This is a genomic window from Micromonospora sp. NPDC050276 (genome assembly GCF_044459545.1).
GTDB lineage: Bacteria > Actinomycetota > Actinomycetes > Mycobacteriales > Micromonosporaceae > Micromonospora.
Genome location: NZ_JBITJA010000007.1, coordinates 1 through 22,541 on the forward strand (window position 1 = coordinate 1; position 22,541 = coordinate 22,541).

A 22,541-nucleotide genomic window follows, 5' to 3' on the forward strand; every position below is an offset into this window, starting at 1 on the left:
CCGCCCAGTCCTCCACGCTCAGCACCTCCCGATGCTTCAGGAGGTGGTCCCGATTCAGCCGGAACCACATGGTCAGTTTTCAGGCGGAGCCGACAGGGCGGGGTGTGCTGTATGCCGACGCGCTGATCAGGCGGTGCGGCAGGCCGCGCGGGGTCGGGCGTGGCTGCAGAGATGCAGTAGCCCTCGGCGATGAGTTGAGCGTTTAGACGTGCTGCGTACGTGGGCGTGGTGAGGATGCCGTCCGGATCGCCCTCGCGGGGGCCGAGCCAGTCTCTGCCCAAGTCGTCGGCGATTCGGGCGGCGATGTGTGCCCGTTGTTCGTCGGGTAGAGCGAGGTAGATGTCGCGTGTGATTCTCGCGGTGGCGGGGTCCGCGGGGGCGGTCTGCGGGTGTCGGGCGGCGAGGACGGCGTCGGCGGCGTGGAGGTATGCCCGATGCCCGGCGTGGTGCTGGGGAACGTAGGGGCCGATGGGTTGGTCGGGGTCGTCGCCGGTGATCTGGTACTGGTCGCGGTAGGCCGCGACAGTCGCCACGTGGGTCCTCCACGTCGTGTGCATGTTCGGCTGGGTGACGTCGCCCTTAAGCCCGGCGAGCCAGGCGGGTTGCTCGGCGAGGGCGCGGTCGGTGACCTCGTTGACCCGCTTCTGGATGAGCCGGGTGGCGTCTTCGAGGTAGGCCGTCAAGGCGGTGTCTGCGGTACGTGACGTGGCGTCGAGCCAGGGAACCGGCCCGGCCTCGGGGGCGGGGCGGGTGAGTTTGTGGAGTTGGTGGCGGACGCTGTCGAGGTCGCTGCCGGGACGGGCAACGGTGAGGAGTTGTTCGGCGGGGTGGCCGTGGGTTTCGGCGGCCTTGAGGGTCCATGCGAGGGTGCGCCAGCCGTCGGTGGTGCCGACTTCGACGGGTGGTGGGGTGGTGTCGAGGTGCTGGTTGAGGCGCCAGGCGAGGACTTCGGAGAGCGACCGAGCGTCGTGCAGCGGTCGAGCGAGGGCGGCCGTGGCGACGGCGGTGAGGGCGTCGTGTCCGGCGTTTTCGGCGCGGCGGATCGCGGCGGTGAGGGCTGGCCAGGCGGGCTCGCCGGTAGCTTGGTCGGCCTTTCGGTCGCCGAGAACGGTGGCGATCAGCTGTCGGTGGTCGCCGTCGTGTGAGGTGGGCTCGCTTGCGAGAAGCCGCGGCGGGCGGGTCGCGTCGGTGGGGTCGAGGGGTTCGGCCGTACGCAGGATCGGTCGGAGGAGGGCGGCGTACCGCGCGGTGTCGTCGACGCTTGGTTGGGTAAGGCCCGGGCTTGGGCGGCGGCCGTCAAGGTGGTCTTTGATGCGCCAGGTGAGAAGTTGAGCAGGGGATTCGGCGTCGGCGAGGGTGCCACGGCGGGCGGTGCTGGCGAGGACTTGGGGCAGGTCCCAGCCGTTGCTCTCGGCGGTGCGCAGCGCGCGGACGACGGTAGGCCAGGCGGCGTCACGGTGCACCGCGCCGGCGTCGGGGCCGAGTGCGTCGGAGACGAGGGTGTGCAGGCGTTGATTGTCGGCGAGCTCGGTCGCGTAGCGCAGTCGGGGGACCAGGGTGGCGAGGCTGCGGGCCTGGTCGGCGGCGTGGGCGATGGCTTCGGTGGCGGAGGTTTGCGCGCCTTCGGTGGCGAGGACGGTTTCGAGGACTTCTCGGGCGGCGCGGGCGTGTGGGTCGTAGCCGGCGCGGTCGAGGCGGGCGTCCTCGTCGAGGGGCAGGATCCGGTGGGTGACGGCGTAGAGGGTGGTGTGCTGGCGGGCGCGGGTGGCGGCGACGTAGAGCTGTTCGCGGGCCATGTCGTCGGTGATGAGGGCGTGGGAGGTGTCGACGGTGGCGCCCTGGGCGCGGTGGACCGTGGTGGCGTAGAGCAGTTCGACGTGCGCGCCGACGTAGGCGGCGGGGAGGGTGAGAGTGCCGCCGTGCTGTTGGTGTTTGACGGTGAGGGCCCCGTCGGTGCGGCGGTGGGTGACGGTCCAGGCGTCGCCGTTGCGGACCCAGTCCTTGCCCCGGTTGCTGGTCATGGTGCGGCTGTTGAGGCGGGTGACGATCCAGTCCCCGCGGCCTGCGCGGTTGCCGTCGTGCAGGTTGACGCCGTCGGGTTCGACCTGGCCGGCGGTGACGCGGTCGGCGCGGGCGCGGGCGGACAGGGCGGTGACGCCGGCGCTGGTGGACGACGACATGAGGGTGGTCAAGCCTGCGGTCATGTCGGTGTGCCAGGCGGTGTAGGCCTGTTCGACCATTGCCTCGTAGGAGCCGCCGCGGATCCGGCCGTTGCTCTGGTAGTGGTCGAGGGCGGTGGTGTCGCCGTCGCGGAGGCGGCGGGTGGCGTCGGCTTCGGCAGCTGTGGTGAAGCGGTGCAGGGCGGTGAGTTCGACGGCGCCGGCCTCCGTTGCGAGCAGGCGCAGTGCGCCGCCGGACTCGACGGCGGCGAGTTGCCGGTGGTCTCCGAGCAGGCGTACGAGGGCGCCGTGGCGGGTGGCGATGTCGCGTAGGGCGTCGAGGTTGTGGGTGCCGGCGAGGCCCGCTTCGTCGACGAGGATGACGTCGCCGGGCCGTACCCGGAAGAAGTCCTTCTCAGCGGGGAAGGTGCTGTCGGCGTGCCGGTGGGTGGTGTGTTCGTGGACGAACTTGTGCAGGTTTTCGGCGGGGACGCCGAGGTCGGCGCTGAGGACGGCGGACGCGGCGGCGGAGGTGGCCAGGGGGATGAGTCGCTGCCCGTGGGCAGCGACGACGTGTTGGTACGCGCGCATGGTCGTGGTTTTTCCGGCGCCAGCGGGGCCGAGCCCAACGGCGATCAGCCGTGCGTCGGTGGCGAACGCGACGACCATGGCCCGCTGCCCGGCATCGAGCGTGGTGCCGGTGGTGGCCTCGTAACTATCGAGCATCGCCTGCACGGCGGGGGCCGCGTAGCCCAGGACCGTGGGGGTGCGGGCGGCGTCGAGGAGGCGTTGTTCCGCGTCGAGGATCGCCTGGCTGGTGTAGCGGGCGGCGCCGTGCTGCACGAACACCGACGTTCCGTCCTCGCGGCGCAGCCCGGCGGGCTCGACCAGATCCGGCTCGGCCGTCACGGGTACGCAGAGCGCGGTGACGGCCTGGTGGACGACCTGCTGCAGCACCTCAGAGCGATCATGCGGATCGGTGAAGCGCAGCCCGCGAGGGGCGACGGTGGCGGGTGGTTCGCGCAGTAGCCGGTCGGCTTCGGCACGCAGGTTCCACACGGTCCACGTCGACCGGGATCCCTCCGCCTGCCGCACCGCCAGAGCGGCGAGGGCCCCGATCTGCTCTGTGGATAACGTTGTGGAAACCGTCTCGTGTCTGTGGGCGGTGCCGGTGGCGCTGACTACCTGGGCAAGGGATCGCGCGGCCGATTGGCCGTGTTCGGCGTGCAGTCGGGCCGTCCATTCCTCGCGCAGCGCGGCGAGGGAACGGGGAGCGGGTTTGGGACCGCGGGTGTCGAGGTTGGCCTGGCCCGCGAGGCGGAACGCGGCCTGGTTGTCCGGGTCGCGGCCGTGGGCGCGACGGAAGTCGACGACCAACTGCTCGTAGCGGGCCTCGATCTGCGACCGCCGCGATGAGAACGTCCCGATCACGCCGCGCGAAACACCGGCTACCTCACGGACCGGATGCCGCTTGCCCATGGTGTCAGGGCGGACCGCGAACTGCACCCCGAGGTGTTGGATGGCGAGGGTCTCGACGGTGGAGTTGTAGTGCTCGGACGCGGCGACCGCGACGCGGTGCAACGGGCCGCCGTCGAGGCTGCGCCACTTGCCATCCGCTCCCTGGATCTTGTTGCTGATCGCGACGTGGGTGTGCAGGTTCGGGTCGCCGTCGCGGGAGTCGTAGTGGTCGAACATGGCGTAGACCAAGCCGCGGGTGTCCAGCTGCGCCTGCCCGGTATCGCCGCTGCGGGTGAACGCCGCATGCTTCTCCAACAGCTGTAGCGCGGAGTCGCGGGCCTGCTCGTGGATCGCCTTCACCGCGTCGCGGACCCACTCGCGCTCGTCGAGGGCCCACAGCAGGACGAGACTCTTCACGGGGGTGAAGACGAGGTCGTAGCCGGCGACGGCACCGCGGGCCCGGCGGGCCTCCTCGGCGCGTACCTTGCCCGTCTCGGCCTGTGTCGGCTCCCGCCCCGTCTCGGCGCGCACCACGTCGAGCCGCTGCTCGACACGGGTGTCGAAGTCCTGCAGGGTCGCGTAGACGGGGAAACGGCGCCCGAGGGTGGCCTGACGGATCGCCTCCTGCGTGAGACGCTCGACCTCCTCGTCGTCCATGCCGGGCCGAACCCGGGTAGCGAGATGTCGGGCGATGATGGCATCGGCATCGGGGTGCATCCCCTGGCCAAACAGGTGCCGCATCTGCTCCTCGGACACCTGCCCGGCCAGACCGAGCGGGGCCAGACCTCGGCCGCCCCACCGGCCGGGAGGGTTGCCGGGGGCGGTGTAGTAGTCGGTCGCGTCCTGCCCGGGAAGCCGGTCGCGGTCGCCGCCGACGACGTGTCGGGTGAGGTAGGTGTAGCCGTCCCCGACCGACAGCTTGTGCAACGTCATCACTGGGCGACCACCCCCTTCCCTTGCGTCGAATCGCCCCCACCCGCCTTCGTTGGCGCGATTGTTTGCGCCGTCTATTTGACGGTGGAGAAGGGACGGTACCCGCCGCAGGCGATCCATGGCAAGAGCATCTGCAAGAGGTGTGTCGGCGTTCTCTTTTGAAGCTGTGGATCCACGTTTGCGCTGGTAGAGGCGGTGTTGTGCCGGAGTTTAGGCGGCTTTTCTTTTCGGTTGTTTGTAGTTGGATTGACATGGCTTGAAATTGCGACTTGGTCTTGTTGGAAATGGGTTTACGTAGCTAGGGTTTCGGTATGGCTAAGCGAAATTCTGGTGCTGGTGTTAATCGGATGGCGGCGCGGAAGGCGTCGGAGGTTCGGGCGGCGCGGGTCGCGCGGCTCGCGGCGCACGAGGCGAACGTGACGGAGGCGGTGAGGGTCTACTTCGACCGGGTGACACGAGCGGATCAGGTGCGGGACGAGGCGAACCTTCGGGCTCAGCGGATCCTCGCTGCCGGACAGAGCAGGGCGGGGGCGCTGGTCCGGGAAGCCGATGCGGCCGTCGCCCGGCTTCGGAAACTTGGCGAGCCGGTCGCGGAGATCGCGGCCATGATCGAGATTCCTGTCGCCGGGGTGCGCGCCGCCCTCGTCCGCGCCAGCGACCAACCGACCCCCGTGGGCGACCAGCCGGCCCTCGTCGATGAGCACATGGAGCTCCCCACGCAGGAGGAGCCGGCATTGTCGACGGCATGAGGTCGGGCGCGGCCTCCACCACGGCGCAGCGGGCGCGGTCGGCGGGGCGGGCGAGTTCGCCACCGGGATGGTGCGGCGGGGCCAGACTCGACAGTCCGGCCCCGCCGCGCGTCGCGTGTCAGCGGTCGCCGTAGCGCAGGACGGTCCGGTACTCGGCGGCGTCGGCGGCGCTGTACGGGTCGTAGGCGTCCTTCTGCCCGACCAGCACGAGCCGGCGGCGGACGGACGCCGTGGTGGGGGAGCGGTGCTGCGGGGCAGTGGGAGTGGCGGTGGTGCTCATGGGTGAGTCCTCCTGACGGTTCGGGTTGGTGCGCTGCTGCCCGGGTGGGCCCGGGGTGCCGCGCTGACAGGCCGGTGAGGGACCGGCCGCGGCCGGCGGCGGGCAAGCGGGAAGGCCGCGAGATCTTGGGAGCGCAGCGGTCCGGGGAGCGCAGCGAGCCGGCCAAGATGTTGGGGTCGGCGCTTGCCGGACGTGGCCGGGTCGGTCACCACTGGGGACTGGCCAGCGCGCACCACGGACACCGGCGAGACCCCAGCCGGGGTCAGGGCGCAGTGGCGATGCGCGACCTCTCCTACGGGCGGGCGCGTCGTCCGATGAGCCGTAGGCGCAGATGCCTGACCGGTGAGGTGGGGTAGGCGCGGAGGTAAGTCACCAGCGTGTAGGCGAGGTCGGCGGCGCGCTTTTCGACGTCGCCGAGGCTGGGCTGACCCTGGAAGCGGGCGTTGAGGGCAACGAGGAGTTGGTACCAGCCGTAGTAGAGCTCCTTGATGGCGATGACGTTGTCTGCCGTCAGGTGGGTGCAGGTTCGGGTGGCAGTGAGCCACTGCTGGTTCACGGCTTGGGCGTGCTCGTCGAAGAGGTTGCCGGTGAGCATGTCGATTTGGCGGCGTACGTCGTCGGCGTCCTGCGGGAGGTTGATCGCGGGCAGGGGCAGGCAGGCTCCTGGCTGGGGGTGGGCGGCGTGGACGACTTGGGTGATCGTTGCGCAGCCGCGGACCAGGTCCCGGTATGCGTCGGCAAGGTGGTGGCCGGCTGAGGGAGTCTTCACAGGTTCTCCGGGGCGTCGGGCGGGGGGCTCAGTGTTCGAACTGCGGATGGACTGGGCCACGGGCGGGCCGTGGTCAGCGGCCCGCCCGATGTGGTGGTCAGCGGTGCAGGAGCTGTGGGTCGGTGGTGACCTCGGGGTAGAGGTGCGCGGCGTACTGCTCGCCGTCGGGGGTGGTGACGATGTCGCCGCGGCGGGCCTTGACCGCAGTGCCAGCGTGGGCGTCGGTGAACCGCATGGAGACCGACAGGTTGCGGGCCTGGACTTTGAGGCTGGGCATGTCGGAGTCATTGAGGTAGGGCAGGAGTTGGCCGGCTTCGACGAGGACCTGGTCGCCGCGGGTGAGGTTGCGGGCCCGGGCGGCGAGGTCGCCCCAGCACATGACCTCGAAGAACATGGCGCGGGTGTCGACCCACTTGCCGCTGTGGTCGCGGTAACGGTCGCGGTGCACGATCGGGAACTGGACGTACTCGCGGCCGTCGCGGGTGTGGCCGGTCTGCGGGGAGGCGGTGAGCCGGCCCTCGACGATGCAGGTGAACAGGGACATGACGACGCTCCAGACAGTCAGGTCGGGTGAGGGGTGATGGGCGGGGCCGGCCGGCGCGGCCGGCCCCGCCTGCGGTGAGGGCTAGAAGGCGGGCTCAAGCTCGCGGGCGTCGGCGCTCCACGGGTCCTCGACCTGCTCGGCCTTGGCGGTGCGGGCGGACTGGGCGCCGGCGAACCGCATCGAGACCGCGACGTTGCCGGCGGTGACCTGCAGCTGCCCGGCCGGCTTGTCGCTGTTGGGTGACTGGTAGGCCCAGACGGAGAGGTCGTCGCGGGCCTCGACGATGACCGTGTCGCCCTTGCGCAGGTGCTCGGCGCACCGTTCGGCGAGGCTCTCCCAGCAGGTGACCGTGACCCACATCGTCGGCCCGTTGGTCCACTCACCGCCGTTGCTACGGCGGCGGGTGTTGTGGCCGACCCGCAGCTTGCAGACGGCCTTGCCGGAGGGGGTGACGCGCAGCTCGGGCTCGTCGGCGAGGTTGCCTTCGAAGGTGAGGTTGAACAGCATGACCGTGCTCCCTGTCGCTTGGTGTGCGGCGGGCGGGCCGGTCGGGTGACCGGGGCGCCGGGGTGCCGCGCTGACGGGGCCGGTCAGAGCCCGCCCTGGGGCCGGGGCTGCAAGCAACCGGCCAAAAGATCTTGGCGTCGAGCGGAGCGAGACAAGGGGCCAAGATGTTTTGGAAGGGGGCTTAGCGGCCCCGGCCCGGGTGGGCTGACCTTCGGGTCCCTCAGCAGCGGACCCCCGGCCGCCACCCGGGACACCAGCACCGCCAGTGCGCCTCACCCGTGACAGCCTGGCCCGGACGCCCTACCGACCTCGCCGGGCTGCCGAGCTCGGGCGCTGGCGGCACGCTTGGACGGAGCCAAACGTTGTGGGGGCATTCTGCGCCCGCCAGCGCCGTCCGGACGTGTCGTGGCCGGGTCGCTTGTTCCGGGGCGAGATGCTGCCCGCAGGGAGCGACCGTCCGCGCCTGGCATTCCTCGCGCGGGTTGCTGTCCAGCCACACGGGGTGCCGAGTCAGAGGCCCCGATGGCATACGGCGGCGGGGTGGTTGAACTCGACAACTGGTAGGCGCTGGGTGCTGGACTGGTCGTGTTGTGTTCTTACCAAAGTGTTCCGGCCCCACGATTCCGGCTTGTTGTGGCTCCACGGCGGGAGTTCCGAGACGTTCTGGCCCCAAGCGGCCGTCGATGCCGTACGCCGTCAGCGTGGCCCGCCTGGCAGCGTTCGGCCGGGACCATGGAGCTCGTCGGTCGCCGGCGAGCCGGGTGCCGGCCTCGATCCCTTGGCGATCGTGCTAGCGGACTATTTCTCGGTGAGGGTTTGTGCCACTCAACATTGCGCCAGGTTGCGTACGCGTGGCGACCACCCCAATGACGACGGAGCTGCTACGCGCGCCATATGGGCGCAAGGGTTCGACCCGGACATGGTGCGCACGTGACGGGTCGTAGCCGGGCCGATTTGGAGTGGGGTCAATGCAGCCTCCTTGCCCGCCAGCCTGCTGCGTGCCAGCATCTGGACATGGGCATCTTCGACTCCATCGCACGCGGCTTGGGCAGCCTCCGCCCGCTGTCCGACGCGGAACTCGAAGATGAGCGCGAGGCGTTGCGACAGCGCTGTGTGTCCAGCGACAGTGTCGGCGAGGCGTCGAACCTCTACGACGAGCTGCACCGCTACGACGGAGAGATGACGTGCCGCGCCAACGAGGCCTACAAGCGTGACAACCCGGACGCAACCACCAGGCACCGCGAACACGGCTGGTACCTGCCGAACGACGACTAGCCAATCGGGCATGATCTGCCGCCACCGGCTAGCAGCACCAGCGTCCAGACAATTTCTTGTCCGGATCTTCACCGCTCGGGTGACCGGGAGACAAGCTTCGGTGGCACGCGGACACACTTCGGTGGGAAAGGACACCCGCGCCCTGCTGAGCGAGACCGCCGTCTGGCGCAGAGCGCCGCAGATCGCGCGCGACACGAACATGGCGCAACGCCGTCGACGGCCTTACCGCGCATGGATGTGCCTGAGCAGGAGCGGGGCAGCCGGCAGGGCCAGAGCGACGCCGCCCGTGCCCAAGTGACGCGCTGGGCGGGACTGCCGGAGGAGGAGCGCCGTCGTCGACAGTCGCAGAGCGACGCTGCTCGCGCTGCGGCCCGGCGTACCGAGGCACCGCCTGCCCGACGCTCGGCAACCGAGTTGAGCGACGACGAGACCGTCCGGGCGATGGAAGACACGATCGACAACGGCGGCTCCGACTTCATGTCGAAGGACGACTGGTGACAGCAAGACGAAGGCGGCGGCCTGGGTGAGGGCTCGTACCGCCACTGCGCGGTTGTCGTCCCCGGGTTACTGCCCGGGGACGGCGTAGTCCGGCTCGCCAGCCGGAGGCGATCGTCGTACGAGCCTCAGCCGCCGACAGACCGACGGTGCGCGCGGCTTCCGCGAGCCGGGGCCACACCACCTGTGCGTCTAGCCCGTCGTGCGCAGCGAGTTGTCCGAGACGGAATGCCGCGAGGTGCAGGGCCGTGTTGCGGCCGCCAGCGGTGATCCGCTGTCCGCCGCGGATGACCGGTCGGGGTGCGGCGAGGATTCTGCCGACCTCGCCGTTGAGGGCGGCGAGCCCGTACCGGTCGGGGTCGTCGATCCGACCCGGGAGAGCCGTAGCCGGTTCGGGCATCGGGGCCGGCGGTGGTGACAGCATTCGCCGTAGGGCTGGTGGGCAGTCTGGCAGGGCACGGTCGAACTGTTGGGTGAAGATGTACCGGCGGCCGGTGGGGTGCAGCGACGGCGGTGCGACGACGAGTCCACCGCGTCCACGCCAGTCCACCCCGGGTATCACGCCGACGCGGTTGGCGTGCCCGGTCGCGGCGAACCAGAGATGCCACCCGGATCCGGTTCGTACGACGGGCCCCTTCGGGCGGGCGTTGTCGAGGATGGTTGTGACCGTTCGGAGTCCGTCTGCGGTGTCGATGTCGCAGACGTCGAGCAGGGTGCCGGTGGCGAGGCCGATGTTCGCGTCGGGCCACCTCGTCCACCATCGCCGTACGAGAGCGGGGTCGGTGGAGGCATCTCGCAGCCCGTGCCGCAGCCGGGGGTGTTTGCCGGGTGACGGGCAGGCGAGTACCCGCCGGCAGCTACAGCCACCAGCACGCTGGGGAGTGTGTAGGGGCATCACGGGGATACCGGCGGTGGCGTAACGAAGGGCCACGTTGAGGACGGGCTCGGATCGCAGGTCCTGCGGTGGGGGCGGTTGGGTGGCTGGTGCGGCGGTCGGCCCCTGGGCTTGGGTCAGCGTGGTCATCAGAGGGTCCTCAGGTGGTCATGGGTGCGGTTCGTGCCCGACGGATCTGTCGAGGCCGGGGATGGCACCAGGACGGCGGGATGGTGGGCGGGGTGCTGGTTGACCGTGAGGTCGAGGCTGACGTGCTCGCCGTTCTCGGTGGCGATCGCGACGCTGAGCGGCGCAGCGGTGCCGGGGACCGGGGTGACAGCGATGGTGACGGGGCCGGCGGTGATCGTGGCGGTCGGGACGCCGTATCGGTCCTCGCTGACCGCGGCGTTGACGTCCCAGGTTTCGGCCAGCAGCGGCCGGCCGCTGCTGTCGATGAGGCTGCTCATCAGTTCCAACGCGTCTGCGCCGGATGGCTCGGCTTCACGGTTGAGGAATGCGGTGAGCGCGTCGACGATCGCTGTGTCCGGGTGTTGCTGCCCGTTCGTCGTGTGGTGCGAACGCAGATCCCCGTCGTCGGCGACTGTCGGGGTGCGATGGCGCTGCATCAGGCCGGTGTTGGTCAGGGCAGCTTGCGGCGTCACGAGGTACTCCAGAGGCAGTGGTGCGGGCGGGATGGATCAAGGCCGGGGCATGGTTACTTCGGCCCAGGAGGGTTGGCCGTGCGGAGGCGCGACGGGGAACGCGTCACTCGGCGCGCGCGGCGTCGAAGTCGCAGGCTCCGAGCAAGGCCAGGTCGCGGGCGGGTATGTGCCTGCCGGCGGCGAACGCCACGATGCGGCTTATCCGGTCCTGTGGGTCGACGGTGAGTGCCCGCCGGGCCGCGGCGAGTGCGAGGGTCTCGTCGCCGAGTCGCCAGGCGCACCAGGCGGCGAGACCTGCCGGGGCGGTGACGTACTCGTCGGGGAGGCGGCGGGTCAGATCCAGCCACAGATCCCGCTCCCACATCGCCCCCGACGTGGCCCGCCGTACCGTGTCTCGGTTGTGCGGATCGGTCAGCAGATCGCCAGGCGGGCGGCCTGCTCGACGGTGAGGCGGTGGCCGTCCCGGGCCCGGTCGAGCAGCGCTCGTAGCGTCTCCGGCCCGTCGGAGGCGGGCCGTAGAGCGGCAATGGCTGCGGCGACCGCGGCGTGTTGTGCCGGGTCGGGATCGATGAGCGCGAGCAGGGCGGCGCGACTCGGTAGCGCGACGAGGCCCTCGACGGTCGACTGTGCGGCGGTCGCGGTCGCCTTGGCGTCGAAGCTGACCCCCTCGGTGGCGTCGCAGGGGCATTCGAGGCAGAAGTAGCGGTCGGTGATCACCAGGAGTGTCTGGCTGACGGTGAGGTGCGCGGCAAGGGCGTCACTTGCGGCCGTGACCGTTGGTGCGACGTCTCGGTTGCCGTAGCCGACGAGGACGAGGGTCTGCGCCGCCGTCCGATCGGTGACGTCGCGGAAGGCGTCGACGACCTGCGCCATCGGGGCGGCGAGGTCGACCCGGGCCGCGACGGCGACTCTCCGGTCGGCCTTCAAGAACAGCGCGACGAGACTCTGCTCGGGGTGGTAGCCCAGCAGGTAGGGCACCAGGCCCGGTAGCTCCGCCTGCGACCGTACCGTGAAGGTGGGGACATGGGACACGACAAACTCCTTGATCGAGTACGGGTAGAAAACGACCGGCTGTGGTCGCCCGGACCACGGCAGGGGACGCCGCTCTACTGCGGCTTCGGGCGTCGCCGCTCACCGGCGAGGACCCGGACAGTGGTGCTCGCCGCGATAGGCGCGTCAGCGGGGCCGCGGAGGTAGGCGAAGACGTAGACGTCCTTTCGCAGCGCCCGCCCGGGACCGTGGGGCTGGGAGCGCCAGTAGCCGCTGATCCACCGCCGCTGCGCCTGCGGCTCCCGCGCCTCACCCGGCCTGGTCTCCCGCGGGCCGGTGGCCTGCCGGCCGCGGATGCGGACCAGCCGGACCTCCGGTGCGGGCCGTCGGGTCCGTGCGTACGCCTTACGGATCGACCGATCCGCCGCGACGGAGACGGTTTCGCCGGTGCGCTGCGCGATGAGCAGCCACGTCGCGGCCAGCACCGCGAGAGCACCGTCAACGCGTGTGATCGCCTCGCCGTGGACGAGGAGGCGGTGGCTGACGGGGATGAGCCAGCCGACCTGCTCCCGCAGCGCCTGCACCGCCGGCCCGTCGGCGACGCCGGCCGAGCCACCGACCCCGCGGTAGGAGACGATCCGAATCCCTTCATCAGTGCTGGCCCACGATGCGGCGCAGACACCCCCGGCGACCGGATTGGCCCACAGGAGCAGCCCGTGGGGTGCGGGGAGGTCTTCGACGTCGAGGACGGTCGCCGGGAGGTCCGTGGCGGCGGTACAGGCGAGGTCGGTGAACTCGTCGTCAACGGCGAAGAGCCGCCCACCCTGCAAGCGCGCCGCGATGTCCTGCCGCTGGCGGACCTCCAGCAGGTCCATGCGGTCTGGTCCGGTAAGCAGCGCGGTCAGCCGGTCACGGACCTTCGGCAGCGCCGTGGCCGTGACTGGGGTGTGGGGCCAGTGGACGTCGGTGAGCAGGGTGCGCCCTGGCCGCAGGGTCCCCACGACACCGGCATGAATCGCGCGCACGGCTTCGGCCGCGATCGTCGGATCCGCCCACCTCATCCGGGTGACCGCCCGCTGGGTCAGCGCTTCGGTCTTGCTGGCCTGGGCGAGCAGAGTGCAGGTGATGCACGCGGACCAGGTGGTGCCGAAGTCGTGGACGCTGCTGTGGTCCTCGCCGAGAGCGAGGGCCTGTACGGGGCCGCTGTCGAGCCGGAAGACGGGGTATCGGTCGCTGCAGAAATCGCAGGACCGTGCTACCCCGGCCACCTCTGCGCTCGGGACGGGGTCCGGGTCGTGGTCGTAGGAGGTGCGGGCGGCGGGGTGCAGGTGCCGGAGCCGGCCGGTCGCGTCGAAGTAGGTGTTCAGGATCCGCCGGCAGACGCGGCACGCCATATCTCGCCGCAGACCGATCGACGTACCAATGGCGATATCCGGCCCGTACTCCGGTGGTAAATCCTCAGGGGAAGGGGTGAAGTGAGACATGGGGTTGAGGGATCCTCCGGTCGGGGTGGGACTGGCTCGTCGTCAGGGGCCGCCTGTTCGTGGACGTTCGACACGAACCGGCGGGGCGCCGGCGCGCCGGTCAGGGCAGCTCGCGGCTACACACGTGTGCGGCGTGGTCACCGAGCAGACCCGCCACGCTCGCCCCGGGCGTGACCATGACGGTCTTCTGGTCGCAGGTCGGCTAGGTCAGCCAGTCGCCCTCGTCGTCAGCCGTGACGTAGGTGTGCAGGGAGACGCAGGGCAACTCGCCTGCGCACGCGCATGCCCGGGGGCGTCGGGAGCAGCGGCGACGGTGACCAATGCTGCAGCGCTTCCGCGATCGGGTCGGCAACGCCGGTTGCCGGGTTGCGGCTTCCCTACACTGCTCGGCGTGGCATTGCAGGCGTACGACCGTGGACTGCTCGCTGTGCAGCGTGGGGCCTTCCAGGAGGCTCGTGAGCAGTTGACCCTGGCTGGGCCGGATGGCCGTGCGTTGCTGTTGCTGGGGCAGTTGGCCAACGGCGGTTGCGGCGAGGCGGCCGATCCTGTGCGGGCTCGCGGGTGCTACGAACGTGCGGCTGAGTTGGGCAACGCCGAGGCGGCCCACAATCTCGGGGTCCTATTCGCGACCGGCCGGGGTGTCGGCCAGGACCAGGCGACGGCGTTGCGGTGGTACGAGCGTTCGGCTGATTTGGGGCATGTGCCCGCTCGTCGGATGGTCGGTCTGATGTACGCCACCGGTCAGGGTGTGCCGGCGGACCAGGACGAGGCGGAGCGGCATTGGCGCATGGCAGCAAGTGCCGGGGAGGTGCGCGCGCTGCACGATCTGGGCACGCTCTTCGCCTACCACAAGGTGGACTTGCCGGAGGCCGCGTTCTGGTACCTGGAGTCCGCCAAGGCGGGCATCGAGGCGGCAAAGCGCGAGTTGGTTCTGCTCGCGCCGAAGTTGCGCGTGCCGGCGTCGATGGACCGCCGGGCGCGAACGATGCTCGGGGTGATCTGTGCCTTCCATCTCGCAGATCCGGCCGGAGGTGTTGAGCTGCTGACCGTGTCGGCGGACGACGGTGATCCCGTCGCGCAGCGCTCGCTTGCCTACCTGCTTGAGTCCGGCGTCGGCGCGACGCGGGACGACGCCCGGACGGCCGTGCTCTATCGGGCTGCTGCCGAGGCGGGAGACGCGATCGCCGCGTTCAACCTCGGTGTGTTGGCTGGTGGGTCGGAGGATGCGGTGCGCTGGCTGCGCCAGGCCGCTGGGGCTGGGGTCACTGAGGCGTATGCACTGCTCGGTGACCGACTGAGCGAGCGTGATCTCGACGAGGAAGCACTGCGGTGGTACGTGCGGGGCGCTGAGTCCGGCGACAAGGCGAGCATGTACGCTGCGGCGTGCTGGTACCGCGACGGATTCGGCGGACCGGTCGACTTCGTACAGGCACTTCGGTGGTACCTGGCTATGCTCAACGTCGGCAGTGCCGACGGCATCCATGAAGCGCACGGAATCGTGTCACGGATGACCTCCGATGAGATCCACGAGGCCGGCAGGCTCTCAGGCCGATTACTGGAAGCGGACCTCTTCGTTCAGCGCCAGATCACCACTTGACGCGGTGTGCTCGGCTGGCTGCGTCAGGCCGCTGGGCGTCCTGTCTCATGGGTACGCGGATCTGCCGCCATCAGCGACGCGGTCGGGGCGATGGGGTGGGTGGCTATAGATCCGCTGCATAGTCGAGTACGAGCTCACCGAACGAGTTGACCGGGGACCACACGCCGAACCACTGCTCGGCACCGTACTCTTCGAACCGGTCGGCCTCGGTGAACCCCAGCTTCGCCGCGAGGCGCATCGAGCGGTCGTTGGCGGTCTGGGTGCAGAGCACGACCGGCTCGTCGGGAAGCGCGCCAGCGAACCAGTCGAGTGCCGCTGCACATGCCTCGGCGGCATAGCCGTATCCCCATGCTTCTGGCAGGAACATGTAGCCGAGCTCGGCCTCCCCGGCATCCGGACGGAGGTGACCCGGACGTTCTGCGTCGCGCCGGTCGAGCGTGATCGTGCCGATCATCGCTCCGTCGAGATCGACCACGAATAGGCCAGGGCGCCGCCGGGGTACCTCAGGCACCGTGCGCTCGAGCTCATCACGGAGGCGAGGGCCACCGATGTAGGTGCCAACCTCTGGCGAGGCGAATAGCTCGATGACCGCCACGCGGTCTCGGGCCTCGGGTTCACGGAGCACAAGCCGCTCGGTCCTGATCGGGGCAGGTGGCCAGGTGACAGGCCCGAGCTCAGTCATGGTGGGCAAACTACCAATGGATCTGGCTCTCGCCCTACGGGGTACCGCACCACGACGACTTCGGCTAGCCGTCGCGGTCCGTTGTTGCGACGTGCTGGACTCCAACGGCCTGGAAGGAGTTCCGCCACGCCGTCGGAGCGGCCCTCTCGCACGGGCCTGCCCGCGTTGACCAAGTCCTCTTTGGGTGCGCGGCGTGCCCAAACCGGGGGAAGGGTCCGGGCACGCCGGTGTGCGACGGGGTCAGATTTAGGCGGTGGCGGTGGCGGTGGTGGCGGCGAGGTGCAGGGCTTGGACGGCCGTGGCCTCGAGACCGTGGGCGGCGTCAGCGTCGGAAAGGGTCTGGGCGACGGAGGTGACGGCGTGCATGACTCCTCCGGCGGTGGGATCGGCGCCGGCGACGAAGTGGGCGAGGATGTCGCGCTGCTGGTCTTCGCTGTAGCGCAGCCGCTGGCCGACGATCTTGAGGGTGGTGTTGGGGTCGGTGATGGGGGTGCCGGCGGCGGTGTCGAGCTCGCGCAGGACCTCGGCGATGTAGTCGGCGTCGAGGAAGGCGGTGACCGCGTCTGTGGTGCGGGAGGTGATCAGGTCGAGGGTGCGGCGGGTGGTTGCCTCGGAGGCGGTGACGACCCCGTCTGAGCCGGTCATGCGGGAGCCGATGTGGGTACGGCGCAGGGCGTTGCGGCGGATGACCATGCCGTTGCGGCAGACCTCGAAGCGCACCCACGGAGCGATGCTGAATGCACCCGCCCCGGTTTCGGAGTTCGAGATCAGGAATCCGGCTGAGACGATCGGTAGTTCGGCGCCGGCCCGCCCGTCGAACGGGGACCGGTAGCGGGCCAGCAGGCGGGGCGCGGCGACCTGCACCTGGGGGGAGTAGACCCGCAGGTACATGCGCCGGTCGGTCAGGTCACAGCCGGCGAACTGGACTCGCACGTTCGCGCGCCGGATCCCGTCGAGAGCGGCGAAAAGGACATCGAGGTTGTCGATGCGGTGGTACCGGTCGGACAGAACCGCCCGCACAATGCCACCGCCGGTGTCATTGCGCAGGCAGCGGATGAGGAAGCTGCGGGGGTCGCGGGCAAGCCAGCCGTTGACGTTGTGGTCGAACAGGTCGGGGTGTTCGGCGGCGAGACCGCAGGTACGCGACGGGGATGCCGAGCTTGTCGGCGAGGCCGGCGGTGGCGACGTCGTTGACGCTGTAGGCGCCGGAGGTCATCGTCACCCCCTCCGGGCCGAGCTGCGGCTCGGTGCCGTCCAGGACGAGGCTGCCGCCGACGGCGCGCATCCGCCCGGCGCCGGCCTTGACGTCCAAGGCCCGGGTGGACTGGTCAGTGAGCATGCGGCGTAGCTGGTCGAGGTCGACGTTGCGGTGCGCCGGAACAGTGATCATCGAAGACATGAGGGATGGGTCCCTTCGAGAAGATTCTGGGGGTGGGGAGTTCGTTGAGGGAGTCAGCCGCCGGCGCCAGCGGCGGTCGCGACGGCCAGGCGTAGTCGCTCCCACTGCTCGGGCCCGACGGTGCCGAGCGCGCGGGCCTCGTCGAGGAGGTCCAGGGCGGCGGCGGTGTCGCCGGCGGTGACCGCGGCGTCGGCGGCGCGGAACGCCACTTCGCCCTGCTCGCGGCGCAGCTGTCGCCACTGCACGGGGTTGCGGCCCGACCCCGCCTGGGCCAGCACCTCGGGATGGGTTCGGGCGTGGGTGTAGATCCACTCCCACTCGGCGGGGGTGGCGTTGACGATCTGGGCGACGTACCGGCAGCCGTCGCCGGTGACCCGGTGAAAGCCGGGCCCGTACTCCTCGAACGCCAGCAGGATCTCCCGCTGGCGGATCAGCGCCAGACGGCGCTCACGGTCATCGACCTCAGACACCAAGTCGGCGTCAGCGGGCACGGGGCTCCAATCGGGAATGTCGAGAGCTGGCGCGGTGAGTGACTTCTCTCCGCTGCGGAGTCGGGTCGGCACGCGAGTCGGCGGGGGCCTACGCGCAATGCGTGGACCCCCGCCGATAGCGGATCTTCAGATCAGGACTCGTCGCTCACAGGCTCGTCGTCAGGGTCTGCCTCTCGACGTCGGCCAGTTCATCGGCGTCCGAGAGGTCATCGGCCTCGGGGCCCGCTGCCTCCGGCTCCGTCGCCTCGGGCTCGGGCTCCTGCGCGGTGTGTGGTGCGGCGAGCACGTCGTCGTCCGCAGCGACGCCGTCGGCCTGCTCGGTCTCCGCATCGACATCGCCGAAGTCGGGATCCTCGGCGTCTGCGGCCGTGGACTCGTCGGTGTCTTCGTCGTTGGGCAACTCGTCCTGCGGGTCACGGCCCAGCGACTCCCGCAGCGTCGTCTCCGCCTCGGAGAGGGTGTAGCCGTCGGCGACGAGCTGGTCGAGCCACAACGTCGCCGCTTCGTCATCCAACGCCCACGTCTCGTCGCGGGCCGCGTAGCCGAGGTTGCGTTCCTGGACGCAGATCCACTGCGCCACCAGGCAGCGGCGCAGCTTGTCCTCCCGAGCCATCGCGGCAGCGGCGCCGTCTACGCCACCAAGAGTTGCGTACAGGCCGTCGACGTCGTGGAACCGCAGCCCGTCCACGACGGTGGCCCGAAGCGCCTCCAGGAAGAGCCGCTTCACCGCCCGCGTCGACCCGTACGCGGTGCGGTAGAACTCCCGCCGTACCTCCGCCGCGACTGTCAGACCAGCGAGGTACTCGGCGCGGGCCTGCTCGGCTGCCTCCCGGCGGGCACGCTCCTCTTCCGTGACGCCCCGACGACTGCCGTAGCTCAGGCGCTGGTAGCCATACCGGTCCGGCTCCGCACAGTAGAAAGTCGTCTGGGCATGGTCGCCGATCTTCTCGACGAACGCTGCGAGCCCGGCCAACGTGGGAAACATCTCTGGGTCGAGCGGGTTGCCGTTGGCGTCGGCGAGTTGCGTGGCGGCCACGGCCGTACCGCTGTAGGGGTAGCCCTTCGGCTTGGACGTCACCTTCACCCCGGCGAGCACCAACTCCGCCTTCGCCTGCTCCTTCGCCGCCGCGAAGGTCCGCTTCGACCGCTCGGCGGCGATGGCGTGCCGGAATCCCCAACTCGACCCGGTGCTCTTCAGGATTCGATCCAGGGCGGCCGGGTCCTCGGTGAACTCGGTGAGCGCAGAGGCATCCTCCAGCGTCAGGGTGCCGGCGTCGGCCGCGCCGCGCGCCGCCTGCGGCAACTCCCGCAGCTTCAAGGTCTGCTTCACCCTCGCCGCCGGGATCGCCCGCACCGTGGCGATCTGCTCGGGCGACCAGTCCAGCAACGTCAGCTGGTGGAACGCCTCAGCCTCATCGGTGGGGGTCAGCCCCACCCGGTGGCCGTTCTCGGCAAGCTGCGCGACGATCTGCGCCGCCGCGCCCTCGTCGGAAGCGACCCACACCGGCACCTGCTCCATGCCGAGCTCGATCGCCGCGTACTTCCGGCGGTGCCCGATGATCAACTGAAACGCGTTCGGCTGGTCCGTGGCCGGGATGGCTACCAACGGGCAGAGGACTCCTACAACCGTCATCGAGGCAGTCAGATCGCTCAGGTCACCGACGTCCGTGCGCAGGTTACGCGGGTTATCGACCAGGTCACGGGGGTCGAGGTACTGGGCCTGGAGCGTAGGGCCCGCAGGGTCTGCAGGGGCTGTGACCTCGGCGATGCTGAGGTCGTCCGATACGGGTCGGGACAATAGAGTGGTCGTCATTACAGAGAACGTCCTTCCCGAACACAAGGACGCCCTACCCGGCGCGGGAACGGCCGGGTGGGCGGTGTTGGCCCGATCCGCCCGGCCGGCCGATCGGCGCAGCCCCGCACAGGCCCACCCCAGGCTTTGTACGACGCACTGACGCGGCTGCGACGTTGGGCCTTGCGGGGCCAGTCGCGGCCGGTCAGGATCGAGGGCCAGCAACCGCACCCCGGCCTCCCGCCCGAGGGCAGGTCAGCGCACACGAAGAAGCTGCGCGAGAGGCACGGCTGCTATCGCTGGGGTGCTGCCGGACGGCACCTGAGCGCGGCCAGCGGGTGCTACGGTCGGAAGGCGGACCTGCCCCACGTTTGTGGATCGGCAGGTCCTGCTGTGTTCGGGCCGCCGCCGCGGACTCGCCACCGACGTCCTGGGATCGCTCATCGGTGTGATGGCGCCCGCCGGATGCTTTGAGGGCGACCTCACCTACCGGCGAGAGTGGCCAAACCGGTATCGATGGCGATGCTGCCCCGCCCGGGGGGACTCGGGCATGAGGTGACCGCAGTGATCGTCGGTGACCTTAAAGTTCGTATTGCCCAGCCAGACCACGAACTGATGTTGCGGACAGGTGCGGGGCAGAAAGTTGCCACTGCGAAAATGTGGGACCATGGGAAGCGCTGTATGAGTAGCGGACCCGGCGCGGGAGCAGCATTCGCCCCGGGGTAAGCGGTGTCAGAGCCACAGGCGTGGAGCGGAGGCTTACCCGCCTGGTCGTTCGCCCAGCCAGCCCGTAGGAAGGACGCCGTTATTGTCCTTCGCGGCCTCGTCCGCGCGGGCGATGTCGCCGTACGTCTCAGGCATCCACAGGGAGAACTCCACGCGACTCAGGTGCAGGGCAGAGTCGGTCACGAAGGATTCGCAGAACGCGTAGTTCTCCGGTGTGTAGTGGTACTGCCCCTCCATGTGGATCACGTAACGCTCGCCGCCGAACTGCATATCGACCTGCGGGGCAATCATCGCGAAGCGCACGTAGCGGGCTGTGTCGATGCCGGCCACCTGAAGTCGTAGAGCGTGGCGCATGCCGTCTAGTTCGGCGTCCACCTCCTCGAAGGTGCGCAGGACCTCGCGTTTGACGGCGTTGATCGCCCGGTCAGTGTCGCTGTCGCGCACGCTGGTGCGATCGAATTGACGGCGGCGGCGTGTGCCTAGCGGCGACAGATCAAAGGACTTGCTGCCGGTGGTGGCACTCGGCAGGCGCTTCCCCTTCCCCCAGTCTGTGATCAGGGTGTCGAACCCGATCGCGAGCTCGGCCATCGCCGCGGGTATATCCGCCTCGCCTGCGGCCTTACGCGCAGCCAGCAACCGGGCACGGATCTGTTCTTGTGGCACGATCTGGATCATCGAGATCTCGGCGAACGGCATGCCGAAGTAGCGAGGGCAGTTTGCCTCTAGAAAGGCGGTCGCGTCCCGGCGGGTTTGAGCGATCGCGTCAGGGCCGGGGATCGCGCCCGAGTGTTTGAACGCGTTGCGGTGTCGGCCGACCCTGTCAACGGCGTCCGGGTGCGACATCGCCCGGCCGTCGACGGCCCTGAGCGCCTTTACGTTGCTTACGAAGGGCTTGTTCAGGTCGATGCTCTGGTGGCCGCCGCACTGAGCAACCGCGAGGACGTAGAAGAACTCCATCGCGTCGTGGAAGGTGAGCACGCTGGAGAAGTTCAGTGGTGGAGCGGCAAACGACTGGGTGACGGCCTGATCGTAGAGCAGGCGGGCGTAACCGAGTTGCCTGGCGACGGCTTCGTCCGGGGGTGCCGGAGTGGGCTGCGACATGCGAGGCAGCCTAACCCGCAACGCAGGTTTCGGCGCCCACCGCAGGCGGCCGGCAGGTCAGCGCCCAAGGGCTGAAGGGCATCGGCTGATTGGTCTTGTCAACCATGAGCCAACAATTCGGGCGACGTGGGCAGTCGACATGCCCTGAGGCTCCCACCGATAGTCGCGGAGGCCAGCGGCGACGTGCAGACGGCCACGTCGCCACCGCCAACGTCCTGGCCGGAGTTGCAACCTTCGTGCTCGGGCCGTGGCCGCCGATTCCAGGGCTGAACGGTCCGCGCGTAGTCCGCAGAGTCCGCGAGAAGTCCGCAGAATGACCAGTAATGACCAAGGATGATCAACGTTATCCAACGGGTATACGAGCAGTTCAGAGGGCTGTTGCGCCGATCGGTGCTGGTGGGAGGTCCGCCCTCAGAAGTTCCGCTTCAACGTCTGAACCCAGCCTGTTCCCACAGGTCAGGCGGGTTATTCGTTGACGCGCTGCACCACGGCGGCCAGTCGTTCGGAGGGATGCCTCGTCGGATCCGGGCAGTACGCCCCCAAAGCCATCCTTGTGGGCTCACTCGAATCCCGTCGTGCCCGACCCGTGCCCGATCTGGAGGGCAGCAAGGGCCACCAGCGGCCATGCGCCCGACGCGTTTCAGCTCCTTATTCGCCTTGCGCAAGATCCGGTAACGCTGTCGGCCTTGAGTGCAACCGATCCACAAGCTGAGGTTAGGCACCTGAGCGTCCCTCGGTAGCCCCGAGGACGATCTGCGCGGCGACTTGGGCGGGAGTCAGGTGCGTGGTGTCCACGACCTCGGCCTCGGCATGCAGCCACGTTCGGGCCGCCTCGGCGTAGGGCTGAAGGTACTTGAGACGAAACGGGGACGGGATGGGGTGTTCCCCCTCGATACGGCTGCGGAGGGTGTCTTGGTCAGCGTGGAGGACGAAGTGCCTGATCGGGATGGCGTATTGGGCGAGGCCCGTACCGATTTCGTGCCAGTACTGCTCGACCAGGACAGTCATCGGCACTACCAGCGTGCCGCCGGTGTAGTCGAGAACACGGCGGGCGGTCTCGACGACGAGTTGCCGCCACGGCGGCCAGTGCTGGAAGTTGTCCGTCGCGGGCAGTCCTGGCGTGATGTCCATGAGTGTCTCGCCGACTTTCTCGGCGTCGAACACTCGCGAATCTGGGATCAGTTGCTGCACGAGCATGCTGGTCGTCGTCTTGCCCACGCCGTGGGTGCCGTTGAGCCATACGATCACGGGCCACATTAACGCGAGTGAGCAACCGGATCTGGCCGGACTCCATCGTGACGCGTAGCAGCGGAGCTGTCATTGTTCCTCCCGGACCGACGAGTCGGCTGTGGTCTGCTGTTCCAGCTGCCGACGAGCGTCCCGCCACAGGCGCTCGAACTCCTGGGCCCCCGAATCGCGGGCGATGAGCACCTCCGCGAGCGACGCCGCCGCCATGAAGACCCCGTCCGAGCCGCGTAGCTCGACGTGGCGCAGCGCCCGCCGATCGGCGCCCAGCTCGTCGTAGTTCCAGCGGCCCTCATCTGGCCAGTACCAACGGACGTAGGTGAGCACCT

General features: G+C 69.6%; 22 protein-coding genes. 4 read left to right on the top strand and 18 right to left on the bottom strand.

The features are described 5' to 3' along the window. A partial coding sequence (gene mobF / locus ACIBF8_RS16390; protein WP_396783792.1) for a MobF family relaxase occupies nt 1–4,550 on the bottom strand: 4,550 nt, incomplete at its 3' end. Between the two features lie 347 nt (nt 4,551–4,897). Between mobF and ACIBF8_RS16395 the strand changes: the two genes are divergently transcribed. Beyond that, the gene (locus ACIBF8_RS16395) at nt 4,898–5,299 is read left to right on the top strand and encodes a hypothetical protein (protein WP_396783793.1); all 402 of its coding nucleotides are present in this window, start codon (nt 4,898–4,900) and stop codon (nt 5,297–5,299) included. Between the two features lie 118 nt (nt 5,300–5,417). Here the strand turns inward: ACIBF8_RS16395 and ACIBF8_RS16400 are convergent, their stop codons facing one another. The 4 genes from ACIBF8_RS16400 to ACIBF8_RS16415 all read right to left on the bottom strand — a co-directional run bounded on the left by ACIBF8_RS16400 (nt 5,418) and on the right by ACIBF8_RS16415 (nt 7,399). Next, the gene (locus tag ACIBF8_RS16400; RefSeq protein ID WP_158630759.1) at nt 5,418–5,579 is read right to left on the bottom strand and encodes a hypothetical protein; all 162 of its coding nucleotides are present in this window, start codon (nt 5,577–5,579) and stop codon (nt 5,418–5,420) included. Between the two features lie 292 nt (nt 5,580–5,871). After that, nucleotides 5,872–6,348, bottom strand: coding sequence for a hypothetical protein (locus ACIBF8_RS16405; protein ID WP_396783795.1), 477 nt, complete (start codon nt 6,346–6,348; stop codon nt 5,872–5,874). A gap of 97 nt (nt 6,349–6,445) precedes the next feature. Continuing rightward, nucleotides 6,446–6,892 (bottom strand): single-stranded DNA-binding protein, encoded by a 447-nt coding sequence (locus ACIBF8_RS16410; RefSeq protein ID WP_357129833.1) that lies wholly within the window; start codon nt 6,890–6,892, stop codon nt 6,446–6,448. A gap of 81 nt (nt 6,893–6,973) precedes the next feature. Beyond that, nucleotides 6,974–7,399, bottom strand: coding sequence for a single-stranded DNA-binding protein (locus ACIBF8_RS16415; RefSeq protein ID WP_396783797.1), 426 nt, complete (start codon nt 7,397–7,399; stop codon nt 6,974–6,976). Between the two features lie 1,014 nt (nt 7,400–8,413). Between ACIBF8_RS16415 and ACIBF8_RS16420 the strand changes: the two genes are divergently transcribed. Both ACIBF8_RS16420 and ACIBF8_RS16425 read left to right on the top strand, forming a co-directional pair. After that, a complete protein-coding gene (locus ACIBF8_RS16420; RefSeq protein WP_396783798.1) occupies nt 8,414–8,674 on the top strand; it encodes a hypothetical protein in 261 nt (86 codons plus the stop codon). Nucleotides 8,675–8,905: 231 nt separating this feature from the next. Next, a complete protein-coding gene (locus tag ACIBF8_RS16425) occupies nt 8,906–9,172 on the top strand; it encodes a hypothetical protein (RefSeq protein WP_396783799.1) in 267 nt (88 codons plus the stop codon). Here ACIBF8_RS16425 and ACIBF8_RS16430 read toward each other — a convergent pair. From ACIBF8_RS16430 to ACIBF8_RS16450, 5 genes are all read right to left on the bottom strand, one after another. Continuing rightward, nucleotides 9,150–10,193, bottom strand: a complete 1,044-nt coding sequence (locus ACIBF8_RS16430) for a bifunctional DNA primase/polymerase (RefSeq protein WP_396783800.1) — start codon at nt 10,191–10,193, stop codon at nt 9,150–9,152. The genes ACIBF8_RS16425 and ACIBF8_RS16430 overlap by 23 nt on opposite strands. Then, nucleotides 10,193–10,705: a hypothetical protein gene (locus ACIBF8_RS16435; RefSeq protein ID WP_396783802.1), complete on the bottom strand. Its 513-nt coding sequence runs from the start codon at nt 10,703–10,705 to the stop codon at nt 10,193–10,195. The genes ACIBF8_RS16430 and ACIBF8_RS16435 overlap by 1 nt, the downstream gene beginning before the upstream one ends. 103 nt (nt 10,706–10,808) lie before the next feature. Next, complete coding sequence (locus ACIBF8_RS16440) at nt 10,809–11,123, bottom strand: DUF4192 family protein (RefSeq protein WP_396784298.1); 315 nt, start codon at nt 11,121–11,123, stop codon at nt 10,809–10,811. Continuing rightward, a complete protein-coding gene (locus ACIBF8_RS16445) occupies nt 11,117–11,737 on the bottom strand; it encodes a DUF4192 family protein (RefSeq protein ID WP_396783803.1) in 621 nt (206 codons plus the stop codon). Before ACIBF8_RS16445 ends, ACIBF8_RS16440 begins: the two co-directional genes overlap by 7 nt. A 74-nt stretch (nt 11,738–11,811) precedes the next feature. Continuing rightward, nucleotides 11,812–13,089 (bottom strand): hypothetical protein, encoded by a 1,278-nt coding sequence (locus ACIBF8_RS16450; RefSeq protein WP_396783804.1) that lies wholly within the window; start codon nt 13,087–13,089, stop codon nt 11,812–11,814. A 481-nt stretch (nt 13,090–13,570) separates the two neighbouring features. On the opposite strand from ACIBF8_RS16450, the gene ACIBF8_RS16455 reads away from it, so the two are divergent. Next, a complete protein-coding gene (locus ACIBF8_RS16455) occupies nt 13,571–14,776 on the top strand; it encodes a tetratricopeptide repeat protein (RefSeq protein WP_396783805.1) in 1,206 nt (401 codons plus the stop codon). Between the two features lie 103 nt (nt 14,777–14,879). Here ACIBF8_RS16455 and ACIBF8_RS16460 read toward each other — a convergent pair whose 3' ends face one another. The 8 genes from ACIBF8_RS16460 to ACIBF8_RS16495 form a co-directional block, all read right to left on the bottom strand. After that, nucleotides 14,880–15,458 carry a GNAT family N-acetyltransferase gene (locus ACIBF8_RS16460; protein ID WP_396783806.1) on the bottom strand — a complete coding sequence of 193 codons (579 nt, stop codon included), beginning with the start codon at nt 15,456–15,458 and terminating at the stop codon, nt 14,880–14,882. 246 nt (nt 15,459–15,704) lie between these two features. Beyond that, complete coding sequence (locus ACIBF8_RS16465; RefSeq protein WP_396783807.1) at nt 15,705–16,478, bottom strand: DUF932 domain-containing protein; 774 nt, start codon at nt 16,476–16,478, stop codon at nt 15,705–15,707. Between the two features lie 16 nt (nt 16,479–16,494). Then, nucleotides 16,495–16,848, bottom strand: coding sequence for a hypothetical protein (locus ACIBF8_RS16470; protein ID WP_396783809.1), 354 nt, complete (start codon nt 16,846–16,848; stop codon nt 16,495–16,497). A 62-nt stretch (nt 16,849–16,910) separates the two neighbouring features. Next, nucleotides 16,911–17,327, bottom strand: coding sequence for a hypothetical protein (locus ACIBF8_RS16475; RefSeq protein WP_396783810.1), 417 nt, complete (start codon nt 17,325–17,327; stop codon nt 16,911–16,913). A 166-nt stretch (nt 17,328–17,493) separates the two neighbouring features. Further along, on the bottom strand, nt 17,494–19,161 hold the full coding sequence (locus ACIBF8_RS16480) for a ParB/RepB/Spo0J family partition protein (protein WP_396783811.1): 1,668 nt from the start codon (nt 19,159–19,161) through the stop codon (nt 17,494–17,496). A 738-nt stretch (nt 19,162–19,899) separates the two neighbouring features. Beyond that, the gene (locus ACIBF8_RS16485) at nt 19,900–20,967 is read right to left on the bottom strand and encodes a hypothetical protein (protein WP_396783813.1); all 1,068 of its coding nucleotides are present in this window, start codon (nt 20,965–20,967) and stop codon (nt 19,900–19,902) included. Nucleotides 20,968–21,681: 714 nt separating this feature from the next. Next, entirely contained in the window at nt 21,682–22,215 is a 534-nt protein-coding gene (locus ACIBF8_RS16490; RefSeq protein WP_396783815.1) for an AAA family ATPase, read from the bottom strand. Between the two features lie 69 nt (nt 22,216–22,284). Next, a complete protein-coding gene (locus tag ACIBF8_RS16495) occupies nt 22,285–22,539 on the bottom strand; it encodes a hypothetical protein (protein ID WP_396783817.1) in 255 nt (84 codons plus the stop codon). Nucleotides 22,540–22,541: the final 2 nt, after the last annotated feature.

Bases quoted from the DNA above. Each gene is read 5' to 3' on its own strand.
- ACIBF8_RS16430 (WP_396783800.1), bottom strand. From the start codon at position 10,193: ATGACCACGCTGACCCAAGCCCAGGGGCCGACCGCCGCACCAGCCACC.
- ACIBF8_RS16470 (WP_396783809.1), bottom strand. From the start codon at position 16,848: ATGATCACTGTTCCGGCGCACCGCAACGTCGACCTCGACCAGCTACGC.
- ACIBF8_RS16450 (WP_396783804.1), bottom strand. From the start codon at position 13,089: ATGGCGTGCCGCGTCTGCCGGCGGATCCTGAACACCTACTTCGACGCG.
- ACIBF8_RS16460 (WP_396783806.1), bottom strand. From the start codon at position 15,458: ATGACTGAGCTCGGGCCTGTCACCTGGCCACCTGCCCCGATCAGGACC.
- ACIBF8_RS16395 (WP_396783793.1), top strand. From the start codon at position 4,898: ATGGCGGCGCGGAAGGCGTCGGAGGTTCGGGCGGCGCGGGTCGCGCGG.
- ACIBF8_RS16480 (WP_396783811.1), bottom strand. From the start codon at position 19,161: ATGACGACCACTCTATTGTCCCGACCCGTATCGGACGACCTCAGCATC.
- ACIBF8_RS16420 (WP_396783798.1), top strand. From the start codon at position 8,414: ATGGGCATCTTCGACTCCATCGCACGCGGCTTGGGCAGCCTCCGCCCG.
- ACIBF8_RS16425 (WP_396783799.1), top strand. From the start codon at position 8,906: ATGGATGTGCCTGAGCAGGAGCGGGGCAGCCGGCAGGGCCAGAGCGAC.
- ACIBF8_RS16415 (WP_396783797.1), bottom strand. From the start codon at position 7,399: ATGCTGTTCAACCTCACCTTCGAAGGCAACCTCGCCGACGAGCCCGAG.
- ACIBF8_RS16400 (WP_158630759.1), bottom strand. From the start codon at position 5,579: ATGAGCACCACCGCCACTCCCACTGCCCCGCAGCACCGCTCCCCCACC.
- ACIBF8_RS16410 (WP_357129833.1), bottom strand. From the start codon at position 6,892: ATGTCCCTGTTCACCTGCATCGTCGAGGGCCGGCTCACCGCCTCCCCG.
- ACIBF8_RS16485 (WP_396783813.1), bottom strand. From the start codon at position 20,967: ATGTCGCAGCCCACTCCGGCACCCCCGGACGAAGCCGTCGCCAGGCAA.